At 47.1% G+C, this 23,621-nt stretch carries 26 protein-coding genes; 7 read left to right on the top strand and 19 right to left on the bottom strand.

Going from position 1 to position 23,621, the window contains the following annotated elements; translation table 11 throughout:
- The first annotated feature begins 122 nt into the window (after positions 1-122).
- The 6 genes from RUMAL_RS14705 to RUMAL_RS14680 all read left to right on the top strand — a co-directional run bounded on the left by RUMAL_RS14705 (position 123) and on the right by RUMAL_RS14680 (position 7,142).
- Positions 123-989 (top strand): DegV family protein, encoded by an 867-nt coding sequence (locus RUMAL_RS14705; RefSeq protein WP_013499471.1) that lies wholly within the window; start codon positions 123-125, stop codon positions 987-989.
- Between the two features lie 173 nt (positions 990-1,162).
- Positions 1,163-1,882: a tyrosine-protein phosphatase gene (locus RUMAL_RS14700; protein WP_013499470.1), complete on the top strand. Its 720-nt coding sequence runs from the start codon at positions 1,163-1,165 to the stop codon at positions 1,880-1,882.
- 128 nt (positions 1,883-2,010) lie between these two features.
- Entirely contained in the window at positions 2,011-4,332 is a 2,322-nt protein-coding gene (locus RUMAL_RS14695; RefSeq protein ID WP_013499469.1) for a clostripain-related cysteine peptidase, read from the top strand.
- Positions 4,333-4,535: 203 nt separating this feature from the next.
- Entirely contained in the window at positions 4,536-5,666 is a 1,131-nt protein-coding gene (gene fliB, locus RUMAL_RS14690) for a flagellin lysine-N-methylase (protein WP_013499468.1), read from the top strand.
- A 9-nt stretch (positions 5,667-5,675) separates the two neighbouring features.
- Positions 5,676-5,915 carry a hypothetical protein gene (locus RUMAL_RS14685; RefSeq protein WP_013499467.1) on the top strand — a complete coding sequence of 80 codons (240 nt, stop codon included), beginning with the start codon at positions 5,676-5,678 and terminating at the stop codon, positions 5,913-5,915.
- Between the two features lie 126 nt (positions 5,916-6,041).
- Entirely contained in the window at positions 6,042-7,142 is a 1,101-nt protein-coding gene (locus RUMAL_RS14680; RefSeq protein WP_013499466.1) for a lipid II:glycine glycyltransferase FemX, read from the top strand.
- 71 nt (positions 7,143-7,213) lie between these two features.
- On the opposite strand, the gene RUMAL_RS14675 is transcribed toward RUMAL_RS14680, so the two are convergent.
- The 6 genes from RUMAL_RS14675 to RUMAL_RS14650 form a co-directional block, all read right to left on the bottom strand.
- Entirely contained in the window at positions 7,214-7,720 is a 507-nt protein-coding gene (locus RUMAL_RS14675) for a hypothetical protein (protein ID WP_013499465.1), read from the bottom strand.
- A gap of 394 nt (positions 7,721-8,114) precedes the next feature.
- The gene (locus RUMAL_RS14670; protein ID WP_013499464.1) at positions 8,115-8,522 is read right to left on the bottom strand and encodes a helix-turn-helix domain-containing protein; all 408 of its coding nucleotides are present in this window, start codon (positions 8,520-8,522) and stop codon (positions 8,115-8,117) included.
- Between the two features lie 181 nt (positions 8,523-8,703).
- On the bottom strand, positions 8,704-9,348 hold the full coding sequence (locus tag RUMAL_RS14665) for a hypothetical protein (protein ID WP_013499463.1): 645 nt from the start codon (positions 9,346-9,348) through the stop codon (positions 8,704-8,706).
- The gene (locus RUMAL_RS14660) at positions 9,349-10,719 is read right to left on the bottom strand and encodes a HAMP domain-containing sensor histidine kinase (RefSeq protein ID WP_013499462.1); all 1,371 of its coding nucleotides are present in this window, start codon (positions 10,717-10,719) and stop codon (positions 9,349-9,351) included.
- Positions 10,716-11,390: a response regulator transcription factor gene (locus tag RUMAL_RS14655; protein WP_013499461.1), complete on the bottom strand. Its 675-nt coding sequence runs from the start codon at positions 11,388-11,390 to the stop codon at positions 10,716-10,718. Before RUMAL_RS14655 ends, RUMAL_RS14660 begins: the two co-directional genes overlap by 4 nt.
- Positions 11,391-12,078: 688 nt before the next feature.
- Positions 12,079-13,521, bottom strand: coding sequence for a nicotinate phosphoribosyltransferase (locus tag RUMAL_RS14650; protein WP_013499460.1), 1,443 nt, complete (start codon positions 13,519-13,521; stop codon positions 12,079-12,081).
- Positions 13,522-13,776: 255 nt separating this feature from the next.
- On the opposite strand from RUMAL_RS14650, the gene RUMAL_RS14645 reads away from it, so the two are divergent.
- Complete coding sequence (locus RUMAL_RS14645; protein ID WP_013497097.1) at positions 13,777-14,952, top strand: IS110 family RNA-guided transposase; 1,176 nt, start codon at positions 13,777-13,779, stop codon at positions 14,950-14,952.
- Positions 14,953-15,054: 102 nt separating this feature from the next.
- Here the strand turns inward: RUMAL_RS14645 and RUMAL_RS21425 are convergent, their stop codons facing one another.
- The 13 genes from RUMAL_RS21425 to RUMAL_RS14585 all read right to left on the bottom strand — a co-directional run bounded on the left by RUMAL_RS21425 (position 15,055) and on the right by RUMAL_RS14585 (position 23,595).
- Positions 15,055-15,243, bottom strand: a complete 189-nt coding sequence (locus RUMAL_RS21425) for a hypothetical protein (RefSeq protein ID WP_013499459.1) — start codon at positions 15,241-15,243, stop codon at positions 15,055-15,057.
- 167 nt (positions 15,244-15,410) lie between these two features.
- Entirely contained in the window at positions 15,411-16,556 is a 1,146-nt protein-coding gene (gene nspC / locus RUMAL_RS14640; protein ID WP_013499458.1) for a carboxynorspermidine decarboxylase, read from the bottom strand.
- Positions 16,557-16,565: 9 nt separating this feature from the next.
- Positions 16,566-17,477, bottom strand: a complete 912-nt coding sequence (locus RUMAL_RS14635) for a dihydroorotate dehydrogenase (RefSeq protein WP_013499457.1) — start codon at positions 17,475-17,477, stop codon at positions 16,566-16,568.
- A complete protein-coding gene (locus RUMAL_RS14630) occupies positions 17,474-18,244 on the bottom strand; it encodes a dihydroorotate dehydrogenase electron transfer subunit (RefSeq protein ID WP_013499456.1) in 771 nt (256 codons plus the stop codon). The genes RUMAL_RS14635 and RUMAL_RS14630 overlap by 4 nt, the downstream gene beginning before the upstream one ends.
- A 15-nt stretch (positions 18,245-18,259) precedes the next feature.
- A complete protein-coding gene (locus RUMAL_RS14625; RefSeq protein WP_013499455.1) occupies positions 18,260-18,505 on the bottom strand; it encodes a hypothetical protein in 246 nt (81 codons plus the stop codon).
- 12 nt (positions 18,506-18,517) lie between these two features.
- The gene (locus RUMAL_RS14620; protein ID WP_013499454.1) at positions 18,518-18,910 is read right to left on the bottom strand and encodes an SMI1/KNR4 family protein; all 393 of its coding nucleotides are present in this window, start codon (positions 18,908-18,910) and stop codon (positions 18,518-18,520) included.
- Positions 18,911-19,148: 238 nt separating this feature from the next.
- The gene (locus RUMAL_RS14615) at positions 19,149-19,385 is read right to left on the bottom strand and encodes a hypothetical protein (protein ID WP_013499453.1); all 237 of its coding nucleotides are present in this window, start codon (positions 19,383-19,385) and stop codon (positions 19,149-19,151) included.
- Position 19,386: 1 nt separating this feature from the next.
- The gene (gene pyrF, locus RUMAL_RS14610; RefSeq protein WP_013499452.1) at positions 19,387-20,322 is read right to left on the bottom strand and encodes an orotidine-5'-phosphate decarboxylase; all 936 of its coding nucleotides are present in this window, start codon (positions 20,320-20,322) and stop codon (positions 19,387-19,389) included.
- A gap of 29 nt (positions 20,323-20,351) precedes the next feature.
- Positions 20,352-20,744, bottom strand: a complete 393-nt coding sequence (locus tag RUMAL_RS14605) for a hypothetical protein (protein ID WP_013499451.1) — start codon at positions 20,742-20,744, stop codon at positions 20,352-20,354.
- Position 20,745: 1 nt separating this feature from the next.
- Complete coding sequence (locus RUMAL_RS14600) at positions 20,746-21,276, bottom strand: nitroreductase family protein (protein ID WP_013499450.1); 531 nt, start codon at positions 21,274-21,276, stop codon at positions 20,746-20,748.
- A gap of 9 nt (positions 21,277-21,285) precedes the next feature.
- A complete protein-coding gene (locus RUMAL_RS14595) occupies positions 21,286-21,735 on the bottom strand; it encodes a hypothetical protein (RefSeq protein ID WP_028504389.1) in 450 nt (149 codons plus the stop codon).
- Between the two features lie 11 nt (positions 21,736-21,746).
- Positions 21,747-23,021: a dihydroorotase gene (locus RUMAL_RS14590; RefSeq protein ID WP_013499448.1), complete on the bottom strand. Its 1,275-nt coding sequence runs from the start codon at positions 23,019-23,021 to the stop codon at positions 21,747-21,749.
- A 4-nt stretch (positions 23,022-23,025) separates the two neighbouring features.
- Positions 23,026-23,595: a hypothetical protein gene (locus tag RUMAL_RS14585; RefSeq protein WP_013499447.1), complete on the bottom strand. Its 570-nt coding sequence runs from the start codon at positions 23,593-23,595 to the stop codon at positions 23,026-23,028.
- Between the last annotated feature and the right edge of the window lie 26 nt (positions 23,596-23,621).

Raw genomic sequence — 23,621 nt, 5'->3', positions numbered from 1 at the left:
CAACTGTCAAAAAATTTTCATAAAACCTATTGAAATACACATGAAAGTATGATATACTTACATAAAATCAAGCAGACATCCGTGAAGTTTTGAGATAACTATTTAAAATGGAGTGATCAGCTATGACAAGACCATATACACTTTTCTGTGATTCGACCTGTGATCTGCCTGAAGAAAGACTGCTGAAAATGGATTGCAGGATAATCCCCCTGACGTTTGAGATAGACGGAAAGTCCTATACGACAGAGGAGATATCCATGCAGGAGTTTTACAGGCGTATGCGTGAGGACGCTGACACAAAGACCTCTCAGATATCTGTGGGGGTTTTTCGTGATGCTTTTGAGGAGGAACTGAAGCAGGGGAGAGATATACTGTATCTTGCTTTTTCTTCGGGACTCAGCGGCACCTACAACAGTGCGCTGATAGCTAAGGACGATCTGACGGAGAAGTATCCCGAGGCGAAGATAATAGTTATAGACTCCCTCAGTGCATCCGCAGGTGAAGGACTTCTGCTGATATATGCCGAGATGAAAAAACGTGAGGGCATGGATATCGAAAGTCTTGCAGGCTGGCTGGAGGTCAACCGTTTCAACATCTGCCATGTATTTACAGTCGATGATCTTAAATACCTGTTCCGCGGCGGAAGGGTATCGCGTGCTTCTGCGATAGCAGGTACGGTGCTGGGCATAAAGCCTTTGCTGAATGTGGACAATGACGGTCATCTGATACCTCAGGACAAGGTGCGCGGCAGAAAGCAGTCCATAAACAAACTGGGACAGATGATACGCGAGCGCAAGGGCGAACGTCTGAACGATATAGTTGCTATCAGCCACGGCGACTGTATCGAAGATGCAAAGTATGCTGAAAATATGATGAAGGAGATATTCGGTGAGAATATCGAGGTCGTTATGTCATACATCGGACCCGTTATCGGTGCCCACTCAGGACCCGGTACACTGGCGCTGTTCTTCTGGGGAGATCACCGCTGAATGGCTGAAAACGATTTACTAAGGGGATAAAAAGGCATTGTGTGAATGCCTTTTTATTTTTTTCTTTCCTAATTCGGAACTCCCCGTTTTATCCCTTTACAATTCTATTTGGCTGTGATATAATATTAATATAGTAAAACAAACAACTTAAACCGATAGTCAGGAGAAGAACTATGCTGATAGATTTTCACTCACACTTTCTGCCGGGGATAGATGACGGTTCACGAAATGTGGAAGAATCATTGAAGATACTTGATGTAATGACAAAGGGCGGTATTGATACCATAGTAGCAACGCCCCATTTTTACTGCACAGAACAATCGGTGGATTCTTTTCTGGAGAAGCGTGCAAAAGCCTATGAACAGCTGGCACCGCAGTTAAGACCCGAGCACCCTGCTATCCGTTTCGGTGCTGAGGTGCTTTACGATCATTCTCTTGTGAATTATGAAAAGCTCCCCGAACTTTGCATCGACGGTACTAACTGGCTTCTTTTGGAGATGCCCTACACAGATCTGGACGACAGGATCATCGACGGTGTGGCATCCATAACCGAAAGAGGAGATGTAAAGGTGTATGTGGCGCATATCGAAAGGTATCTTAACTTTACTTCAATGAAACGTTTGGAGGAACTGATGCGTCTGGATCTTCTGGGACAGATAAATGCAAAATCTCTCACATCATTCATGTCAAAGAGGCGCTGCATGAAGCTTATCGAGCATGGGTATGTTCATGTGCTGGGTTCGGATTATCACCGCATCGGCAGAGGTGATGTTACGGTGAATATCGGATACGATATCATAACCGGCAACAGGAAGTTTGATGATTTTGCGGAATACGCTGAGGAAAACGGCAAAAAGATACTTGCGGACGAACCTCTCGACAGCATAATATAGCTTTGAGGTGATATCATGTACGATCATATCAGTGATGAAAAGCGGAGATATACGTGATTCTTGACAATCCTGCAAAAATCGTGTAAAATAGTATATTATATTGATATTTTCAGCGGGAGGTAATTTGAATGGATAACAACAATCGTCCCCGTGCAAGACAAAAGAACTATCAGTCGGGCGGCAGTGGCGTTCATAAGCGCGGCAGCGGTATCGGCGGAGGTCCTGTCGGTTCGGGCAGCGGCGGAGGAAGTTCCTCGGGCGGCGGAGTTAACCGTGCTGCACTGGGCGGCGGAGGTTCTCTGCTGATAGTTATTGCTATAGTAGTATTCAATCTGCTGACAGGCGGCAAGGGCGGAAGCACTTCGGGCGGTGTCGGCGGAAACGGTTCATCGCCTTCGGGCTTTGAAGCTGTGGATACTTCGGGTTTCACAGCATACAACGGCACTGAGCTTGATACTACGGTGGCAGCAGGTTCCCGTGAAAAGTATACTTCCATAAAGGGTGACGGAAAGGACACAGTAACGCTGATGGTATACATCTGCGGCACTGACCTTGAATCAAAATACGGCATGGCATCCTCTGACCTGGCGGAAATGGCTGCATCCAAGTACGGTGACAACGTGAACATAGTTGTGTATACCGGCGGCTGCAAGGCATGGAAGACCAAGGGCGTCAGTGAGAACGTAAACCAGATATATCAGGTGAAGGACGGCGGTCTGAAACCGCTGGTAAAGGATGACGGCAAAAAGCCGATGACAGATCCTTCCAACCTTTCATCCTTTATAAAGTATTGCAGCAAGAATTTCCCTGCAAACAGAAACGAGCTCATCCTGTGGGATCACGGCGGCGGATCGGTAAGCGGTTACGGCTACGATGAGAAGAACAAGTCTGCAGGCTCAATGGACCTTGCGGGCATAAACAAGGCACTGAAAGACGGCGGCGTGAAGTTCGATTTCATAGGCTTTGATGCCTGCCTTATGGCTACTGCGGAAACAGCCCTGATGCTGGGTCAGCACGCAGACTATATGATAGCATCAGAGGAGACTGAGCCCGGTATCGGCTGGTACTATACCAACTGGCTGACAAAGCTGGGTGAGAATACTTCTATGCCCACTATTGAGATCGGCAAGAACATAGTTGATGACTTTGTGGCTGCCTGCGGCAAGAAATGCCCCAGTTCACAGACCACACTTTCTGTTATCGACCTTGCTGAGTTTGCAAATACCGTACCTTCAAAGCTTTCTGCTTTTGCGACTTCCGTAAGCGGAAAGATAACCGCAAAGGACTATAAGTCCGTATCAACTGCAAGAAACAACACCCGTGAATTTGCAAAGAGTTCAAAGATAGATCAGGTTGACCTGGTAGACCTGGCAGACAAGGTGGGTACTTCCGAGGGCAAGGCGCTGTGTGATGCACTGAAAGGTGCTGTTAAGTACAACCGCACCTCTGCAAGCATGACGAATGCTTACGGCGTGTCCATATACTTCCCTTATCAGAGGACTTCATTTGTTGACTCAGCCTGCAGTACCTACAGCGCTATCGGCATGGGTGATGAATACAGCAAATGCATACGTCAGTTTGCAAAGCTTGAAACAAGCGGTCAGATAGCTGCGGGCGGTACCGGTTCACCTATAGGTTCACTGTTCGGCAGCGGCAGCAGCGGTTCAAGCGGAAGTGCTGATATAATCAGCGGACTGCTGGGCGCGTTCCTCGGAGGCTCGGGAAAGAGCATTGACGGACTTGACAGGAACAACACCGACTTCATGAACGAGGATTCCATATCTGACAGCGATACTGCAGAGTACCTTTCACTGAATTATTTCGATGTAAATAATCTGGTATGGGATGAAAAGGACGGCAAGCATCTTATGGAGCTCCCCGAAAATCAGTGGAAGCTGGTGCAGAGCATTGACCTGAACCTTTTCTACGATGACGGAAACGGCTATATTGATCTTGGTCTTGACAATATGTACAGCTTTGAGGACGGCAAGCTCGCTGCCGATACCGATAAGACATGGCTATCCATAAACGGTCAGCCTGTGGCTTATTATCATACCGATACTGTTGAGAACGGTGATGACTACACCATAACAGGATATGTTCCTGCGCTGCTCAACGGTGACAGAGTTGATCTGATACTGAAATTCACCGACGAGAAGCCCGAGGGTGAGGTCATCGGTGCGACAGACGCTTATGTTGACGGCGAGACTGATACAGTCGCAAAGGGCGAGATAGATATCAAAGACGGCGATACAATAGATTTCCTCTGCGATTACTACAGCTATGACGGTGACTATCAGGACAGCTATATGCTGGGCGAGCAGATAACCGTAAATGGTGCGCTGAAACTCAGCGATACCGATGTTGGCGACGGCAGCGTAAGGCTGACATACAAGTTCACGGATATATACGATCAGGCTTACTGGACACCGTATATCACACTGAAATAACAGCATAGCCGACAGGGCATAACTTTAAGAATGATGACAGGCGCGGGCGGTCACAGTGAATGTGGCTGCCCGCTGTTCATGTTTTAGCGGCGGCTTTACTTTTTCGGGAAAATCTGTTATAATTAGCTGAAAACGAAATATAACACAATCAGCGGAGCACCTGATTTTTCGGGTGTGAAGAAGAATACAAAGGACGTGATGATATGACACTCAGGTATCCTGACTATTTCTGTGATTTTGTATGCACAGGAAGCGGCTGCAGGGACAATTGCTGCAAGATGGGCTGGGACATCGAGATAGATGATGATACACTCGGATACTACCGCGAACACGGCGGAGAACTCTGCGAAAGGCTTTGTGAGAATATCTATGAGGAAGACGGCGCACATTATATGTCGCAGGAGGGCGGATGTCCGTTCCTTTCGGCTGAGGGGCTGTGCAGTGTACAGCAGGAGATGGGCGCTGAACATATATCGGAGATATGCCGTGAGCATCCGAGGTTCTACGAATGGTTCGGTGACTACAAGGAGGCAGGGCTGGGGCTTTGCTGTGAGGAGGTCAGCAGGATAGTCATGACACATGAACGTCCTGTGCTGTTCACAGAGAAGCAGACCGATGAAGCACCCGATGACCTTGAGTTCGATATGGATATATTCACGGCAGTGAGGAATATAAGAGACAGGCTGATAGATATCGCACAGGACAGAGGTTTCACCATACTGCAAAGGCTGGCATTGATATGCTGGTGCACTGAGGATATAAATGAGGCTCTGCTTGATGAGGATGCCGAGCGGCTCAAAAAGATATCGGGTATGCTGGCAATAGACGGTTTCCGAATGGAGATAGCCATACAGGCGGAAAACGAAGCACTCACGCAAGCAGAGGATAAGCCTGCACTGCTGATGCGGCTGTTCTCGGTATTTGAGCGTATGGAGTATATGAACAGCTTCGGGGATAGGTTTGCGCTGACCCGCGCTGATGCCGAGAAAATGCTCGGTGCCGAAAAGGGCTTTAACAAGGAGTATGCCGATCTTCAGTATGAGCTTGAAAATATACTGGTATATTTTTTGTACAGATACTTCATCAAGTGCACAAGGGATTTTTCTGCGGAGGAAAGGCTGTATTCAGCTGTGTACATGACACTGGCGGTAAGGGGGATATTCCTCAGGGAGTACGCTGAAAACGGTGCTTTGCCCGATAAAGAAAGCCGCATAGAACTGGTCAAGGACTTCTCAAAGGAAGTTGAGTACGATGCGGACAATACGGATATGATATTTGAGGATATACAGCAGTATGACGATGTACGTGATATGCTGTGCGGACTGTGCTTTTAGGAGGAAGGTATGGGTATCTTTAAAAAGAAGGTCACTAAGAAAGTCCCCGAGGACTGTGAGGGTCTGGAGATAAAGGTGCAGACCTCCACCTGTACCGGTGAAAAGACCATTGGCTTTTTTGACAGAAAAACAGGTGAGCTCAGATACAAAGAACTGGTTCGTACAAGTGAAGATATCGACAGCTTCTATGAGAGCTACGGTCTTGTGCCGCCTGTGGATAAAAATGGCGAAAATGCCCATAATAGATAGTAATGATACTTTACCCGATGTTAGGTTTTGTCTATAAATACTATTGAATTTTGTGACACGTTATTGTATAATAGATAGGTTAGGATATGTCACATTATAGGATTTTTTGCTTTGGAGAGGTAAAAGATGGAAATAATAGATAAGAAAAACAAAGAACTGCTTAAAGAGTACGAAAATTTTGCGAAGAACAGCGAGTACGGAAACTTCATGCAGTCGCTGAGATGGCCCAAGGTCAAGGATAACTGGGGCTGGGATGCAGTAATATCACGAGGCGCTGACGGTAAGATAAGAGGTACTTGTCTTGTTATAATAAAGAATATACCGATCTTCCCCACAACATTCCTGTATGCGCCACACGGTCCTGTCTGCGACTGGAGCGATAAGGAAGTAATGACCGATCTGTTTGAGGGCATAAAGGTACTGGCGAAGAAGTACCGCGCATATCAGTTCATGTGGGATCCGCCCTTTGAGGAAAAGGAGAGGGATCGTTCAAAGCTGATAACGGATATGGGATTCTCTCATATCGACGATGCTCCCGAGCTGACTACCATACAGGCGAGAAACAACTATATGCTCCGCGATATAAAGGGCAAGACCGCCGATGAGGTAATGCAGTCGTTCAAGCCCGACTGGAGAAACCGTATCAGAAAAGGTCCTAAAAAGGGTGTTTACTGCGAGATATGCGGCACTGAGGCGCTGGATGATTTCTACCCTATGATGGAAGCTACGGGTATCCGCGACGGCTTCTCCATAAGAGGCAAGGATTACTTTGTAAAGTTCATAGAGGGTCTTGGAAAAGACCACTGCCACCTGTTTATGTGCTATGTAGATGAGGACGGTAAGAAGATACCTCTTTCGGGTGCGGTTACTACACAGTATGCCGGCAAGACCTGTTATGTATACGGTGCATCCGCAAACCACCACAGAAACCTCTACCCCAACTATCTGATGCAGTGGACTATGATAAACTGGGCGCTTGAGGGCAACTGCGATATCTACGACTTCATGGGCATACCTTTCTACAAGGACGAAACCAACCCCAACTACGGTGTATACAAGTTCAAGAAGGGCTTTAACGGTGAAGTTGTTACCTATGCGGGTGAGTACTTCTATACATTCAGACCCATAATGAAGAAGATAGTTGACTTTGCCGAGAAGGTATACATGGATATGCATGAGCGCAAAAGGCAGAAGCTGCTTAAAAACCGCAATACAGATATGCAGTAATATAACGGAATATGACAGATATAAGGGCGGCACGCACAGAGTATTGCGTGCCGCCTGTTTTTGCGTATACATCATTTCATATCGCGGAACTGACTGCATACGTATTTGCGGAGCTCTTCACCGCTCAGGGCTATACCAAGCACTGCGGCAGTTTCGCTCCATTTGGGTATGCGGCGGTCAAGGTCTTCAAAATAGCGGTACTGTACAGCCAGCTTCGCTATGCCTTTTAGGCTGTCACGTCTGTCCTCCAGCCTTTTGCGGCGCATGGTGAGGTCAGCGAGCCTTACGGTATCATCGCGTATCTCGGCACGCAAAAGGGGCAGATACGGAGCGTTTTTCTTTTCTGCCCTGGCGGTGCGCACCAGCAGATCCATAAGATGCTGCCTTACACAGGCTTCATTCCTGCACAGTGAACGGTAAAGCGAGAACTCTTTGGAGCGTGTGCTTGCTATACTGTCATTATGGGTATGACCGTTCATCCTGGTAGCATCACCAAGGGGTATGTTTATAAGCTCGGCAATATAGGTGTATATGTCCAGTGAATCAAGGACATCCTTTTTGTTGGTATTTCTGTTCATTTTCTCCCTCCTGCGATCACGCATCTGTATGATATGCATTTAACCGACGGGGCGATTCGGCGCGGGCATATCGACGGATGCATATATTTTATTCTTGTCAGGGCTGTGAATACATTATAGCACAAATGTTCGTATATGTCAAGAACATTTGTTCTGCAATTTACGATTCGGCATTTTGTACATTCAGATGATATGGATATCTTACATCATTTTATAACATGGCTATCCCGTTAGCATACCACTTGATGCGACTGCATGAAGCGGTACATTTATTTATGCGTGCGGAGGGAGAAGAATACCGCCGCTGATTTTTTTATCCCATTAAAAGGCTGTAAAGCAAAAAAAGACACCTCTGCAAAACAGCAGAAGTGTCCGATAGAACGTTATAATATCATTACATATTCAGCAGAGTTTTGATCTCGCTGATGGCGGGGATTATGTTATCAACAGTCTTTACCATTTCAAAAAGCCTCAGACGTTCTTCCTCGTCGATGATACCGTCGCGTGCGATATCTACCAGCGCACGTGATATCTGGTCGAGGTCGGCAGCTGAGTTTGCAAACTCGATCACTATGCGGTCAAGATTTTTTTCGATCTTGACGGGAGAAGTATCGCGAAGCAGAAAATCCGTAGTGACGTTGAAGTAGTTGCTTATTGCAACTATCTTTTCAGCATCGGGCAGTGATTGTCCAAGCTCCCATTTTGATACTGTCTGCCTGCTGACATCAAGGGCATCTGCGAGGGTCTCCTGCGAGCAGCCCACGCGGTTCCTGAGGAATAACAGTTTATCTCCGATATTCATTTCCAAACTTCCTTTCAGATAGAAATACTATTAGAGGTATTATAACATGATTCTGCATATTTTTCAAGACGTTAGTCATTACTAACCTGATATTTCGGAAAAAAGCTGATGCATTTACAGTAAAGGACGAATATCTGCGTGAGAATATTTATGTCCTTTGCTTATAGCATCAGCTTTAAGGTCATTTAACTATTTGTGCCTCGGTAACATATATCAGCTCGCAAGAACCGTCGCCGGTATCTGTACGGGTGGTGCTGCTGTTCCAGGTGAAGGTATTTCCGCTGCTGTCGGATGCATCGACATCCACAAGGTAGCCTTTCAGCTTTACCCTGTCGCCGCGGCGTATTTTAAGAACAGTATTTTTTACATTGTTATCGGCCGGAATGATATGGTTGTTGGATGAACTTTTCTCAACATTTTCCACATCGCCCACGGGTATAAGCTCATCGAGATCATTCACGTGCCATGAGTACCACCTGCCCGACTGTGACCAGTGGAAGTTTATCCTGTCGTTATACTCAGCTGTTTTGCCCCATGCGAGTGCAAGGTCAACAGGTGCCAGAGCTCCGCTGACATTGGAATCGTAGCGTTTCGTATGCACTACCAGCGCTTCGATCTCATACTCTGCCTTGAAGGTGATATCAGCTTCGTAGCCGTTGACGAACTTCTTGGCTGAACCCTCGGCTTCTGTCTGAACAGGTTCGCTGAGACCTTTTATACCTCTTCGGACTCCTCTGCCCTCTATGAATCTGTAGGCAAGCACACCGACGACAATAGTCAGCAGAGTGAGAAATATAATTTTACCAGGCTTGATCCTTCGCTCCATTTACATCATATCCTCTATCTGATAGGGAAGTTCCACAGTGAATACCACACCGCCTTCAAAGGGGTTGTCAACGGATATCTTTCCGTCAGCAAGATCGACGATCCTCTTTACCAGCGCAAGACCAAGTCCGTTGCCCTCGGTGGCGCTTGAACGGTCACCCTGATAGAATTTCTCAAAGATCTTGTCTTTTTTATCTGCGGGTATCTGTGGACCGTTATCCCATATTTTGGTAACTACACCCATCTCTCCGCGGAACAGTGTTACTTTGATCTGTCCTTCCTGCGGTGTGAACTTTATTGCGTTGTTTATAATGTTCTGCCATATCTGCCCCATAAGGTCTTCGTTGCCGACGTATATGATATCTTCAAGGTCGATATCCATATCAATATCCTTTTTTGACCATTCGGGTTCAAGCATAAGTATGATCTTTCGTATCTGCTCATCTATGTGGAAACGCTTCTTCTTGCCGATAGTTGTCTGGTTTTCCAGCTTTGTAAGATTGAGTATGTTCGATGAAAGCTTTGAAAGTCTGGAAGTTTCATCAATGATTATCTGTGTATACTCGTCTCTTTCCTCCATGCTGAGAGTGGGGTTCTGCAAAAGCTTTGCAAAGCCCTGTATGGAAGCAAGGGGAGTTTTGAATTCGTGGGATACGTTGGATATGAAGTCACCGCGAAGGGTCTCGATACCCGAAAGTTCCTGTGCCATTTTGTTGAAGTTGCGCTGGAGAGTACCGTACTCATCCGAACCGTTCTCACGGACCCTTACAGAGAAGTTGCCCCTTGCGACTTCTGAGGTCGCCATACTCAGATCATGTATGGGCTGCAGCATGGTACGGCCCACGAAAGTAGTGATTATCGTACCGAGCATTATACTGGACATGAACGCCACGATAGTCACGAGATTGACTATCCAGAAAATATTTTCGCTGTTGAAAGTATTCACGCGGACGTATCTGTCTTTTATCTTGGTTATCATGATTGCACTGGGTATTATGCCCTCAGTGTTTATATAGTATCCCGTAGAGTCGATCTCTTCCTTGTTAGCCAGCAATTCCTTGTCATCGTCTTTAAGGACAGTGATATCATAAGAAGAATTGTTCAGCAGAAAAACTATCCGCTCAAAATCATAATTCTTATCATTCTGCAGTTCCTTGGCGGATGCTGCAAAGGCAGACATCTGAGTGACAGCGTTCTCTTTCATCACAGGGCTGAATATCAGCAGCAGTACACTCACGGAGATGCTGGCGGATATGAACATTACTATAAAGAACATCATAGCCAGCTTGAACTGCATGGTCATGCGCTGCTTGGGCGGATGTCTGACAGGCTTTAACGAAAGGGGCGGGGTATTCTTTGTTGCTTTTTTCACTGTTTTACCGCCTTATATCCCAGTCCTCTGACTGTTACTATGGAGAACGCTTCAGCACTGCCGTAGCGTTCACGCAGACGTTTGATGTGAACATCTACCGTTCTTTCGTCAACGTCCTTATCCATGCCCCAAAGCTCGTCCAGCAGCTGCCTGCGGGTGAATATCTTGTTTGGGTATGACAGCAGCTTGAAAAGCAGCTTAAACTCCATCTGTGGTATAGTTTCACCCTGCTGACCGTCAAAGGCTACCGTCTGTGCATCGTAGTCAAGTACACAGTTGCCGACGGTCATGGTGTGCTCGCTTGCGAGCTTCGATCTTTTCAGGAGTGCACCGACACGCAGTATCATCTCATTGATATCAATGGGCTTGACCATATAATCATCAGTGCCCGCATCGAACCCGATCTTTTTATCCTCGAAGCTTTCTTTTGCAGTTACCATTATAATAGGCATCTGAAAATTAGCATTCCTGAGCTGACGTGTAAGCTCATAACCGTCCATATTGGGCATCATTATATCCGATATGATCAGATCTATATTGGTCTTTTCCAGCATATCAAGGGCTTCAATGCCGTCGCTGGCGGTGAATGGCTGGTATCCGTTCTGCTTCAGTGCAGCACTCATCAGGCGGCGAAGGCTTGCATCGTCCTCAACAACAAGTATCTGGAACATTTTTTATCACTGTCCTTTCTTATTAAGTATCCCTATATACATATTTTCCTTGAAACGCACAAGTTATTACATTCCATAATAAATTATACTCCAGTTCAACAAGATATGCAAATACTTTTTTGGACGTTCATAAAATATTTACAAATAAAAACTGGATGAGTTCACATTAGATGAACATTCTGATTTCACATAACTATCAGATTTGACGGTGAATTTATGGATATTTCAGTCCTGAATGGCATGAAATTCAACTATATGCACAATGCAATGAAATAAAATACTTTTATAATTGTTGATTTATACAAAGTTGATGCCGATGCTTAATATGTCTTGCAGTTCATGTTCGGTTCACATAAGGGTGGTATTATATACCCAAGATAAGATTTGGAGAAGCGGTAAAGCCTAGTGTCCGGCGAACCCCAACTCTATGAATTTAGATGTTTTCCCTCGCGCGATCCCCCAAGTCGCAGCTTCACTGTACATTAGGTTTTACCGTTTCTCTGAATACTTGGTGCTTGGCAGAGCTTACAAATACTTTGCAGGTTTTGTCAATCATCAAATCCCTTTCATAATTCTATAAGAAAATTAATGTCCATTTTACGCCGAAATAGTGGGCATTAATTTTTTGCCCAAAACACCGAATATTAACAGCCCTTTCCGCATATCAAATGCAGAAAGGGCTGTGTGTTTACTGTCTTCCCGAATTCAGGAGATCATTCTTGATGTCCCAGAGCTTCTTTGAAAGATCAACATAATAGTTGTGCGGATTCTCAAAACGTGTGACTTCATCCCAGAGAGTACCGGTTTCTGCCGCCGCATACGAAACGATATCTGCATATGCAGGCTTTTTATAGACAAGCTTTCCGCCTGCGAATATGGGTACCAGCAGTTCCCTTGCTTCATAGTCGGTAACTGTCTTTTTCTTCCAGGTGAAATTAGGATCAAACAGGGTCAGGGGTTCGTTTACATTGATCTTTTCATCATGCACGCAAAGCAGATCGGCAATCGCCTTGTGATTCTCCCTGTCGTAGATGCGGTAAACTTTTTTGAAGTGAGGATTCGTGATCTTCACAACGTTCTCGCTTATCTTGATCTTCGGGGTGATATTGCCGCTTTCATCCTCAACGGCTACAAGCTTGTATACTCCGCCGAAAACAGGTTCGCTTCGTGCGGTGATAAGTCTTTCGCCCACGCCGAAGCCGTCTATGGCTGCACCCTGGAATATCATATTGCGGATAATGTATTCATCAAGGGAATTCGATGCGATTATCTTACAATCGGGATAGCCTGCATCGTCCAGCATTTTTCTTGCTTTTTTTGAAAGATAGGTGATGTCGCCCGAGTCTATCCTTACTCCGACAGGACGTTTGCCCAGGGGTTTCAGTACATCATCAAATGCTTTGACAGCGTTGGGTATACCGCTTTTCAGCACGTTGAAGGTATCAATGAGAAGCACTGTGCTGTCGGGATAGCATTTGCAGTATGCCGCGAATGCATCGTACTCGCTGTCAAACATCTGTACCCAGGAATGCGCCATAGTGCCGGTTGCAGGAAAGCCGTAAAGCTGGTCGGTGATGGTGCAGGCGGTATTCTTCACGCCGCCGATGCCTGCCGCCCTGGCACCGAGGATAGCCGCATCTGCACCGTGGGCACGTCTTGAACCGAATTCACTTACAGCCCTGCCCTGTGCTGCACGCGCGATACGGTTCGCCTTGGTGGCTATGAGGGACTGATGATTTACGCACAGCAGGAGATAGGTTTCAATAAGCTGAGCCTGTATTGCAGGGGCGCGTACCGTTATGATGGGTTCATTCGGGAATATAACAGTGCCTTCGGGAACCGCCCATACATCTCCTGTGAATCTGAAATCCGCCAGATACTTTAAAAACTCTTCGCTGAAGACTCCTTTACTGCGCAGAAAGCTGATGTCATCTTCTGAGAAGTGCAGATCTTCGATATAGTCGATTATCTGTTCAAGTCCGCAAGCTACGGCAAATCCTCCGTTGTCGGGTACTCTTCTGAAAAATAGGTCAAAATAAGCGATCTTGCTGTCCATACCGCTCATGAGGTACCCGTTGCCCATTGTAAGTTCGTAGAAGTCACACAGCATGGTGTAATTGAGTTCGGTCATAATATATCTTCCTCGTATAATAAAAGTAGTAGTTTTTAGAGTTCCTCTCCAAGAACTATGGTATAATATTGTTTAGATGCTGTGGATTGGTTTGATCTTCCTACCGTATGACGGTTTACGAAAGGCTCCGACCGCAGTCTCTATGCAATTTGTTGATCAGTTAGATACCGCCCGACGGTTTATTTAGAACGAGGTTACATTAGCGTAGAGTCTCTGTGGATCTAAACAGCATCAATAATTTTTGGAGATATCATTATGATCGTTGTTGGTATTGATGTGGCAAAGGACAAGCATGACTGCTTTATTGTTGATTCTGAAGGTACAGTACTCTTTGATGTGTTCACTATCCCAAACACTCTTGACGGCTTTAATATCCTGCTTGATAACATCAAGTCCGTTACCGAAAATTTTGACATAATAAAAGTAGGACTCGAGGCTACGGGACATTACAGCTACAATCTGTTGGGATTTCTGTTGAACAACGGCCTGCCAACCTACGTTCTGAACCCTTTGCACACTAATCTTTACCGAAAAAGCCTTACACTTCGTAAAACGAAGACAGACAAGGCAGATGCGCGCGTGATTGCTTCTATGCTAATGTCTTGCGTAGACCTAAAGCCCTACACAAATACATTATATCAGAGCGAAGAGCTAAAGTCAATGACCAGATACAGATTTGACAAGGTTTCCGAGCGTGCAAAGCTCAAGACCTCCGTATCAAGGCTTGTGACTATTCTCTTTCCCGAACTTGAAGCGCTCGTGCCTTCGCTGCACATGAAGTCTGTCTATACTCTTTTGAGCGAGTTTCCTTCAGCGCAGCATATCGCAAATGCTCACCTTACAAGGCTTGCCAATCTGCTTTCAGAGACTTCCAAAGGTCACTACGGCAAGGACAAAGCTATTCAGATCAGAGGTGCCGCAAGACGCTCTGTCGGCTCTGTAATGCCTGCAAAGTCGCTGGAACTCAGGCACACCATAAAGCTCATTGCTGACCTGACCGAGCAGATAGATGAGATAGAAACCGAGATAAAGAAGCTGGTCGATGCAACCGACACTACACTTCTGACCGTTCCCGGTCTCAGCTATTCAACTGTCGCTATGATCCTCGCAGAGGTCGGTGACTTTTCAAACTTCGCAACACCCGACAAAGTACTTGCATTTGCGGGAATGTCGCCCTCTACATACCAATCGGGACAGCTGACGAATTGTTATGCCAAGATGGAAAAGCGCGGCTCAAAGTATCTTCGCTATGCTCTCTACAACGCTGCCAAATTCGTCTGCACCTGGGACAAGACATTCAAAGATTATCTCGCCAAGAAGCGAGCCGAGGGCAAGCATTACAATGTTGCATTATCTCACGCTGTCAAGAAACTCGTCAGACTCATTTTTGCTCTTGAAAAGTCTCATTCGCCATATCAGCCTGTTGTTTGAAATTTTTGTTAATCTTCATTTTTAGGGGTTGACTTTTGATAGTTAGTCTTTCTGTAATAAATTATTGATATGCTCATATTTTACCACACCATGCCTTCGTTGTCAAGCGCATGGTATCGGATAAAAAATGGCCGGGACGTAAGGGCAGTACTCATACGGAAGTTTTATGTTATCTATTGGGGAAAACCCTTTTGAAAAAGGGTTATTCCTAAGCGTCAGCTTCGCTGATGCTGACCCCTTTCCGAAAACTTCTATTTCTTTTGGGCAGGGGGTAGCTATGTTTGCAAACATAGCTACCCCCTGTCTTTTTCTGTCTTTATAAAAAAACTACCCCCTGCCCAAAAGATTTAAAAGTCTTTTGAAGGGGGTTCGGGGGATAACTTTTCTTCAGAAAAGTTACCCCCGATAAATAATATAAGCTTCTATATGGACACTGCCCTTATCCCGACCATTCATGTTTATATCCTGCACTTGAAATCCTCATACCCGAAACGCTTCACACTCTCAACAGAGCCGTCAAGCTTTTCAAGGTATATCTCGGGCAGTGGCATACCATTAAAGGTGTTGTTCTTGCACATGGAGTATATCGCCATGTCGCAGAATACCAGCCTGTCACCTGCTTTCAGGGGCTCGTCAAAGGCATAGTCGCCAATGATATCTCCTGCCAGACAGGTAGGACCGCCAAGACGGTAGCAGAACTTCTTCTCGCCCTCTTTTCCTGCGCCTATTATCTCGGGACGATAGGGCATTTCCAGTACATCGGGCATATGGCAAGCCGCTGAGGTGTCAACTATGGCAAATTCAATGCCGTTTTTGCCGATGTCCAGAACTTCCGTCACAAGCCAGCCTGCATTCAGCGCACAGGCTTCTCCCGGTTCAAGGTATACCTGAACTCCGTACTTCTGCTGTATACTATCCACCGTTCTGCAAAGCAGGTCAACATCATAGCCTGCTTTTGTTATGTGATGTCCGCCGCCGAGGTTCACCCATTTCATCTGCTTTATGTAGCTGCCGAAATGTTTCTCGATGTGGGGAATAGTTCTTGCAAGAACATCGGCGCCCTGTTCGCACATTGTATGGAAGTGAAGTCCCTCGATGCCGTCAAGTTCGCCGCTCTCGAAATTCTCGGGGGTAACACCCAGTCTTGAACCTGTAAAGCATGGGTTGTAGATATCGGTATCTATCTCCGAATACAGAGGATTGCACCTTATGCCGCAGGATACTTTCCGTCCGCAGTTCTTAACATTGCCGCGGTGAAGTTTCCACTGGGAAAAGCTGTTGAAGATGATATCATCGCATATCTTCACCAGTTCAGCCATATCCTCTTTTTTGTATGCGGGGCTGAATACGTGGGTCTCTCCGCCGAATTCCTCATGCCCGAGTCTGGCCTCATACAGACCGCTGGCAGTGGTGCCGTCGATATAGGGGCGCATCATGGGGTAAGCGGCGTACATTGAAAAAGCCTTCTGGGCAAGAAGTATCTTGCAGCCCGTCCTTTTGCGGACGGACAGCAGTATCTCCATATTATGTTTGAGCGCCTTTTCGCTTACCAGATAGCAGGGCGTTCTCAGCGAATATATATCGCTTTCAAAAAGGAAGTCCATAGCCCCTCCTTACCACGGCTTTACAGTGCCGACTATCTCCGAGATGTTGTTTATGCCCTTATCCTCGCAGAATTTCTGCAAGCCGTCTATTATCTTGACGGGTGCAAAGGGGTCGTTGAATATAGCCGCGCCTACCTGTACAAGGCTTGCGCCCGCCATCATTATCTCAACAGCGTCCTCCCAAGTGGAAACGCCGCCCATTCCGCATACGGGGATATTTACGGCATTTGCAACCTGCCATACCATTCTCACAGCCACAGGGAATACAGCAGGGCCCGAAAGTCCGCCAACGTTGTTTTTGAGTATGGGTCTGCCTGTGTTGATATCTATCCTCATGCCGAGAAGTGTGTTTATCAGCGATACAGCGTCAGCGCCGTTTGCTTCAACGCTTTTTGCGATATCCACTATGCTTGTAACGTTAGGCGAAAGCTTAACCATAACGGGCTTATCGGAATTGTCCTTGACAGCCTTTGTTACCGCACCTGCGATATTGCAGTCGGTACCGAAAGCCGCACCGCCCTGCTTTACGTTGGGGCAGGAGATATTCAGTTCTATCATGTCGATGTCGCTGCCTTTGAGTTTAGCCGCCAGTTCGGCACATTCCTCAATGGTAGAACCTGCTATATTAGCGATTATGCGAGTATCCTTAGTTACCAGATTAGGCAGTTCGTAGCTGAGGAACTTATCAACACCGCCGTTCTGCAGACCGACGGAATTAAGCATACCCGAGGGAGTCTCGGCAACTCTCGGTGCGGGATTGCCCTCTCTTCTGTGCAGTGTGGTACCCTTTACGGAGATACCGCCCAGGGTCGAAAGGGGATAAAGACACTCATACTCTCTGCCGTAGCCGTATGTACCGCTTGCGGGTACTATCGGGTTTTTGAAATCAACACCGCAGAAATTCACATTCAGTCTGTTCATTCAAAAACCACCTCCTTGCTGTCAAATACAGGGCCGTCCTTGCATACGTGGGAATGAATCTCCTTGCCGTCCTTAACTGTACGGCAGGCGCATACCAGACAGGCACCAACGCCGCACGCCATTCTCTGTTCGAGAGATACCTGACATTCGATACCGTTTTTCTCAGCGATATCAGCTATCCTTTTCAGCATCACCATAGGGCCGCAAGCCACGATGATATCGGGCTTTTCCTTGGCTATCTGTTCTTCCAGCGCATCAGTGACGAAGCCCTTTCTGCCTGCCGAACCGTCATCGGTGCAGAGTATTGTCTCTACTCCCGCAGCCTTGAAATCTTCCTGTAAGATAACAGCAGCCATATTCCTGAAACCGCTTATAGCCACGGCATTTTTGCCGTAAGCCTTAGCGATGCCCACCATCGGGGGAACACCTATGCCGCCGCCGACGCAGATGGCTTTCTTGCCTTCAAGCACCTTGAATCCCTTGCCGAGGGGTGCGATAATGTCTATCAGCTGACCCTTGTTGAGTTCAGCCAGTTTCTCGGTACCCTTGCCGCGTATCTCGAACACAAGGCGGATAGTGCCCTTGTCCTTGTCTATATCACAGATAGATATAGGTCTGCGCAGGAAAAATCCCTCCGCAGCCACCTGTGCGAACTGTCCCGCTTCGGCAAGTTCAGCCACATCGGGGCACAGCACCTCGATATCGAAAATGCCTTTAGCCAAGGTCTTTTTCGATACTATCTGATATTTACCCTGTTTGTACATCATATCAACTCCTGTATATTATTCGGTATCATTTGTCTCCATCGCCCACAGTTCATCTATAGACTTGAAATTATCGGGAAAAAAGTATACCGATGTTTTCTTGTAAATTTCGCCGTCAACTGCGCGCTGCCACTTCACAACTTTGTAAGTCAGTGCCGCGTATTGCCTTGTGCCGCCCTCTTTAAGAGGAGGTAAGGGTATCGGAACGAACAGTATCAGCAGAACAAGCATTATTACTGCCGCGGTGATGATCTTCTTTCTCATGAAAATCTCTCCTTATTTTTCAAAAAAAGCCGACAGACTTTCTGCACAGAATTCCTCGTCATTGTCAATATACTCCATAAGAAATATCTTACCGTCGGGTTTCAGCACATAGGAATCTCCTGCGCCGTTACCTGCGAACACAACGCCTTCGCCGCCGTGTTCCTCGCGGTACCTCTTTGTTTCGGAGAGTATATTCTCAAAGGTGTCAACTATGTAGTATATATCCATTATCTCGCCTGTTTTCGGGTGGGGCATAGTTTCAAGTATGCCGTCCGATATCCGCAGAAGTTCTGCAAGTTCTTCGGGCAGAAATTTTTTCGACTGTTCGAACATTTCATCATCAAGGGGTGCACAAAGCCTGATATTTCCGCCATACTTTTTTCTGATAGCATCAATGATATCCATACAGCAACACCTCTTAAATATTATATCCTATAACAGCCCCCGTGTCAAGCATTTAGGGGGATAACTTGGCAGGGCAACCACGAAGTTGGGTAAGTATGCCAAAGAGGCAAAGCGCGCGGTATATGCCGACATAGTCGCATAAACCGCGCGCTTCGATTCGCAGCTTAGTTTGTTTGGGGCGCCGCTTTTCTACTCGCTGAATATTATTTATATCCTATACGTATCTCGTCCCCCGAGTTCAGCTGTATCTCGGCGAGTCTGCACCCGCTGTCGCTGTCTGCGGTGATATCCGATGACTGCCCTCGCCCCAGGGTCGGGTGCGGGTCATTTCGACCGATATTACACCGCCTAAGATCAGGCTTTCGGGCTGACCCAAAGGGTCTTTCATTTCAAGGCTGACTTCTCCGCGGGTATAGTCCGCAGAAAGCTTTATCAGCTCATAGTCGTGAAGCCCCGAATCTGCAAGTCCTGCCATATCAGTCAGGGAAAGCTATTCTGGGCAGGTAGGAGATTATATCCTCTTTCATGCGTATAACTTCTCTTCTTGCCGCCTTTGCGAAATCCTGTTCGTCGCATTCTTCCTTTTTGTAAGCGCACATAACGCCGCGGGAAGAGTTGACTATTGCGCCCAGGCCGTTCTTGTCGAAGCCCTTGCTTACGCCCTCAGCGCCGCCGCCCTGTGCGCCGTAGCCGGGTACTAAGAAGAATGTGTGGGGGAGTGCGGCTCTCATTTCAGCCAGCTGTTCGGGATAAGTTGCGCCCACAACTGCGCCCACGCCGCTGTAACCGTACTTGCCCATAACTTCACTGCCCCATTTTTCGCACATATCGCCCATGGTAGCGTAAACGGTCTTGTCGCCGATCTTCAGATCCTGAAGTTCGCCCGAGGATTTATTGGAAGTCTTTACCAGCACAAAAATTCCCTTGTCGTAAAGCTTGCACTGTTCCAGCAGAGGATTGATACCGTCTGAACCGAGGTAGCCGTTAACAGTCAGGGCGTCTGCACCGAAAGCTTCGATCTTTTCGCCGCCAACATCGGTAAGACCCAGATGTGCAGCCGCATAAGCTTCCATAGTAGCGCCGATATCGTTACGCTTGCCGTCGGTCATAACGAACATACCTTTTTCCTTGGCGTACTGGATGGTCTTGTAGAGGGTTTTTACGCCCTCATATCCGTACATTTCGTAGTAAGCTGCCTGGGGCTTGATAGCGGGGCAGATATCGTGTATCTCATCGATGATGCACTTATTGAATTCAAGGATAGCCTTAGCCGCAGCTTTCAGTGTGCGGTCATACTTCTTGAACTTCTTCTCCTTGATGAATTCTGGAACGTACTCCAGCTTAGGGTCAAGTCCCACCACCGAAGGGTTCTGTGTTTTTACTATGTTTTCAATAAGTCTGTCCATTGACATCGTCAATTCCTCCTTAAATATATATCATGCTATAAGTAGGGATATATCCCCGTCTTTACGCACTCCACCGTGAACCTAAGAAAATCACCGATGTTTACCGCGGGCGGGTCTTTGATATCCAGCATTGAAAGTCCGTCGTGAGAGAACCGCAGGAAGAAAATATCATCTGTATCCTCTATCTTGGCGGTAAAAATGTTCACTTTGCCGTCGGTGGAAATACACTCGCTTCCGCCTTTCAGCACCTCGGCAGTACTGCCATCTATCGGCTCGTTGTTATTAAAAGTGAACTCGATACCGTAGCTTTTGCCCTTTACAGGGGCTTCACGGAAATGCCACACGCCCCGCATTTTTCCGATAGCGCATTCTGCTGTGACCATGGTCACGCCGGTCTCTTCGTAGATATCTGTAACTCTGATATGCATATCATTTCCACCCGAAACCGTTGAACCACGCTCTTTCTTCAAACGCCTTTTTCTTCGGCAAAGTCGGTTCTTCCGAAGCTTTGCCCACAGGCAGGAAGCATACTAAATCGTACCCTTGGGGGACGTTCAGTATCTCTGCCATTTTATCGCATATCCTGTCATCATCGGTGATATGACCCTCGTACCAACAGCTTTGATAGCCTAGCTCGGTTATGGCGAGCAGCATATTCTCGATGGCAGCAGAGTAGTCCTGCACCGCGAAGCACTTGTCGCGGTAGGCGTTTATGCGCTGTGTCAGAACACATATCATGCTCGGGGCAGTCTCGCCCACAGGCGGGTCGATGACCTGATGCAGTTTCGCAAGCAGAGTTTTGTCGTCCACCGCGATAAGGCTGGTGGTCTGCTTGTTGCACCCAGATGGGGCGCTCAGTCCTGCTTCCATTATCCTGACAAGGTCTTCGCGGGGTACGGGGGTATCCTCGTATTTCCCGCGGTAGCTGTGTCTTGCGGATATCGCTTCCAAAACGTTCATAGTTTTACCTCAAAGATTGCCGTCAATGCAGAATATTGCGGAGATATTCGCTGTTCTTTCGATGAATCCCGCGGCTTCAAGGCAGAAGTCACGTTCATCACTGTTCATGTCGGCACAGCGTTTACGCAGAAGTTCTGCGATCTTCAGCCAGTCCTCTCTGCCGAACCAGTTGAGGGAACAGGGGTCGAAATTATCCTGCATACCCCAGCTGTTGTTCGGGTCGGGGTCTTTTACGGGGAATATCTCATCAAATATCGGTATAAGAAACTTTTCGCAGTCCGTTCTGTACACCGTAAGGCTGTCGTACCTGTCCCAGAAGATATTGCCGTCATCTGTGATAAAGGCGGGGGTCAGTTCGATGCATACAAGTTCATCGTCGGAGGAGTACAGCCTGAACTTCGTTATTTTACGCTCACAGCCGTACTCGCTGATGATATTCTCTGATGTTTTTCTGAGCATTGTATCGCCCCTTAAAGGCTGAATACCACCTTGCCGCGGCATATGGTGTACATATTCCTGCCTTTCAGCTTTTCGCCCTTGAATACTGTGTTCTTGCTCTTTGAATTCAGCTCTTCGGGAATGACTTCCCACTCAAAATCGGGGTCGAATATGCAGAGGTCGCATCTTTCGCCCACGGCTATCTTTATGGGTTCGAGCCCAAGTATCTTTCTTGGATTTATGCTCATTACCTCGGCAAGCTTTGAAAGGCTCATCTTGCCTGTGTGGTAAAGCTGAGTCAGTGTTACAGCCAGTGAAGTCTCAAGACCTACAACGCCGTTGGGCGCTTTTTCAAAGTCAGCCTTTTCCTCGGCGGAATGGGGTGCGTGGTCGGTTATGATGCAGTCGATAGTGCCGTCAAGCAGGGCTTCCTCCACAGCCTGTCTGTCCTTTTCTGTTCTCAGCGGAGGAGACATACGGTAGTCAGCATCGCGGGTGAGAAGCTTCTCATCGGTGTATGTGAAATAGTGGGGGGCAGTTTCGCAGGTGACTTTTACACCGTCGCGCTTTGCCGCCCTGATGATATTCACAGAGCCCCATGTGGATACGTGGCATATATGTATCCTTGCATCACAGCTCATGGCAAGGGTTATCTCTCTTGCGGTGATGCTGTCCTCGCTGGCTCTGTCCATGCCTTTTACGCCCAGCTTCTCGGAGACTTCGCCTTTGTTGATGATACCGCCGTTTATTATGTTAAGGTCTTCGCAGTGAGAAGTTATTATCAGACCGTTATCGATTGAAAGCTCCAGTGCTTTTCTCATAAGCTCGGCATTCTCTACAGGTCTGCCGTCATCTGATATGGCGGTGATGCCTGCCTTTTTGAGCTCGTCATAATCGCAGAGCTCTTCACCCTTCATGCCCTTTGTGACGCAGGCATAGGGGATAACGTCGATACCCGTCTTTTTTGCCTTGTCGAAAACATAACGTACACCCTCGGGAGAATCAATGGGAGGCTTGGTGTTGGGCATACACGCAACACCTGTGAATCCGCCTGCCTTAGCGGCGTTTGCTCCTGTTATGATATCCTCCTTGTAGGTAAGTCCGGGGTCGCGGGAATGCACGTGCATATCGAAAAGTCCCGGCACAGCGCAGAGTCTGCCCTTGCCGTCGATGACCCTTGTATAGTCCTCAATGTCTGTAATTACGCCAATGGCGGTTATTACACCGCCATCGACTGCTATATCCGTGATCTTGTCCAGCCCGCTCTGAGGATCGCAGGCTCTGACATTTTTTATCAGAAGTTCCATGAAATTACTTGTTAGCTCCGTCGTTTACACGCTGATCAGCCTTTTCATCACCATTGAATTCCTTGATGGTTCTGGTTCTTTCACAGTTGTAAACATTTTCCTTTGCATTTGACATGATGAATTTACAGCTTGAAGGTGCTTCCATGATCTCTTTACGCTGTCTTTCAGAAAGGAAAGTCCAGCCCTTGTCGGAGTAAGGTTCTTCAGCTTTGAGATCTCTGTAGGTGATCTCAGAGAACAGCTTCAGTTTTTCACCCAAATCATAGGAAGTATCTCTTTCGCCTCTGGGGTTGAGCATCAGTTTGATCTTGCCTGCCTTTTCGTTTACCTTGAACCAGCCCTCTGCGTAGATGTGATCCTCGTCGCTGAGTTTAACTATCTTGAATTCGCCTGACTTGTCAAAATAGAATCTTATGTCATCATCTTCGTCGGTCCAGTAACCGAGGACCAGCTGTCTGGAATCTGTGCCTTTATCGTGGTTGGGTTCGTTGAATATGTATGTGCAGACAAATACGCCGCAGACAACGATTATCACGAACAGTACGCCAAGTATGCCTGAAACTGCCTTTTTCATGTTGAATTCCTCCGTTCGGTATTATA

It is taken from the genome of Ruminococcus albus 7 = DSM 20455, assembly GCF_000179635.2.
In the GTDB taxonomy this organism is placed as follows: Bacteria; Bacillota; Clostridia; order Oscillospirales; family Ruminococcaceae; genus Hominimerdicola; species Hominimerdicola alba.
Note: the sequence above shows the minus strand (reverse complement) of the source record. Positions and strands in the feature narration are given on the sequence as shown.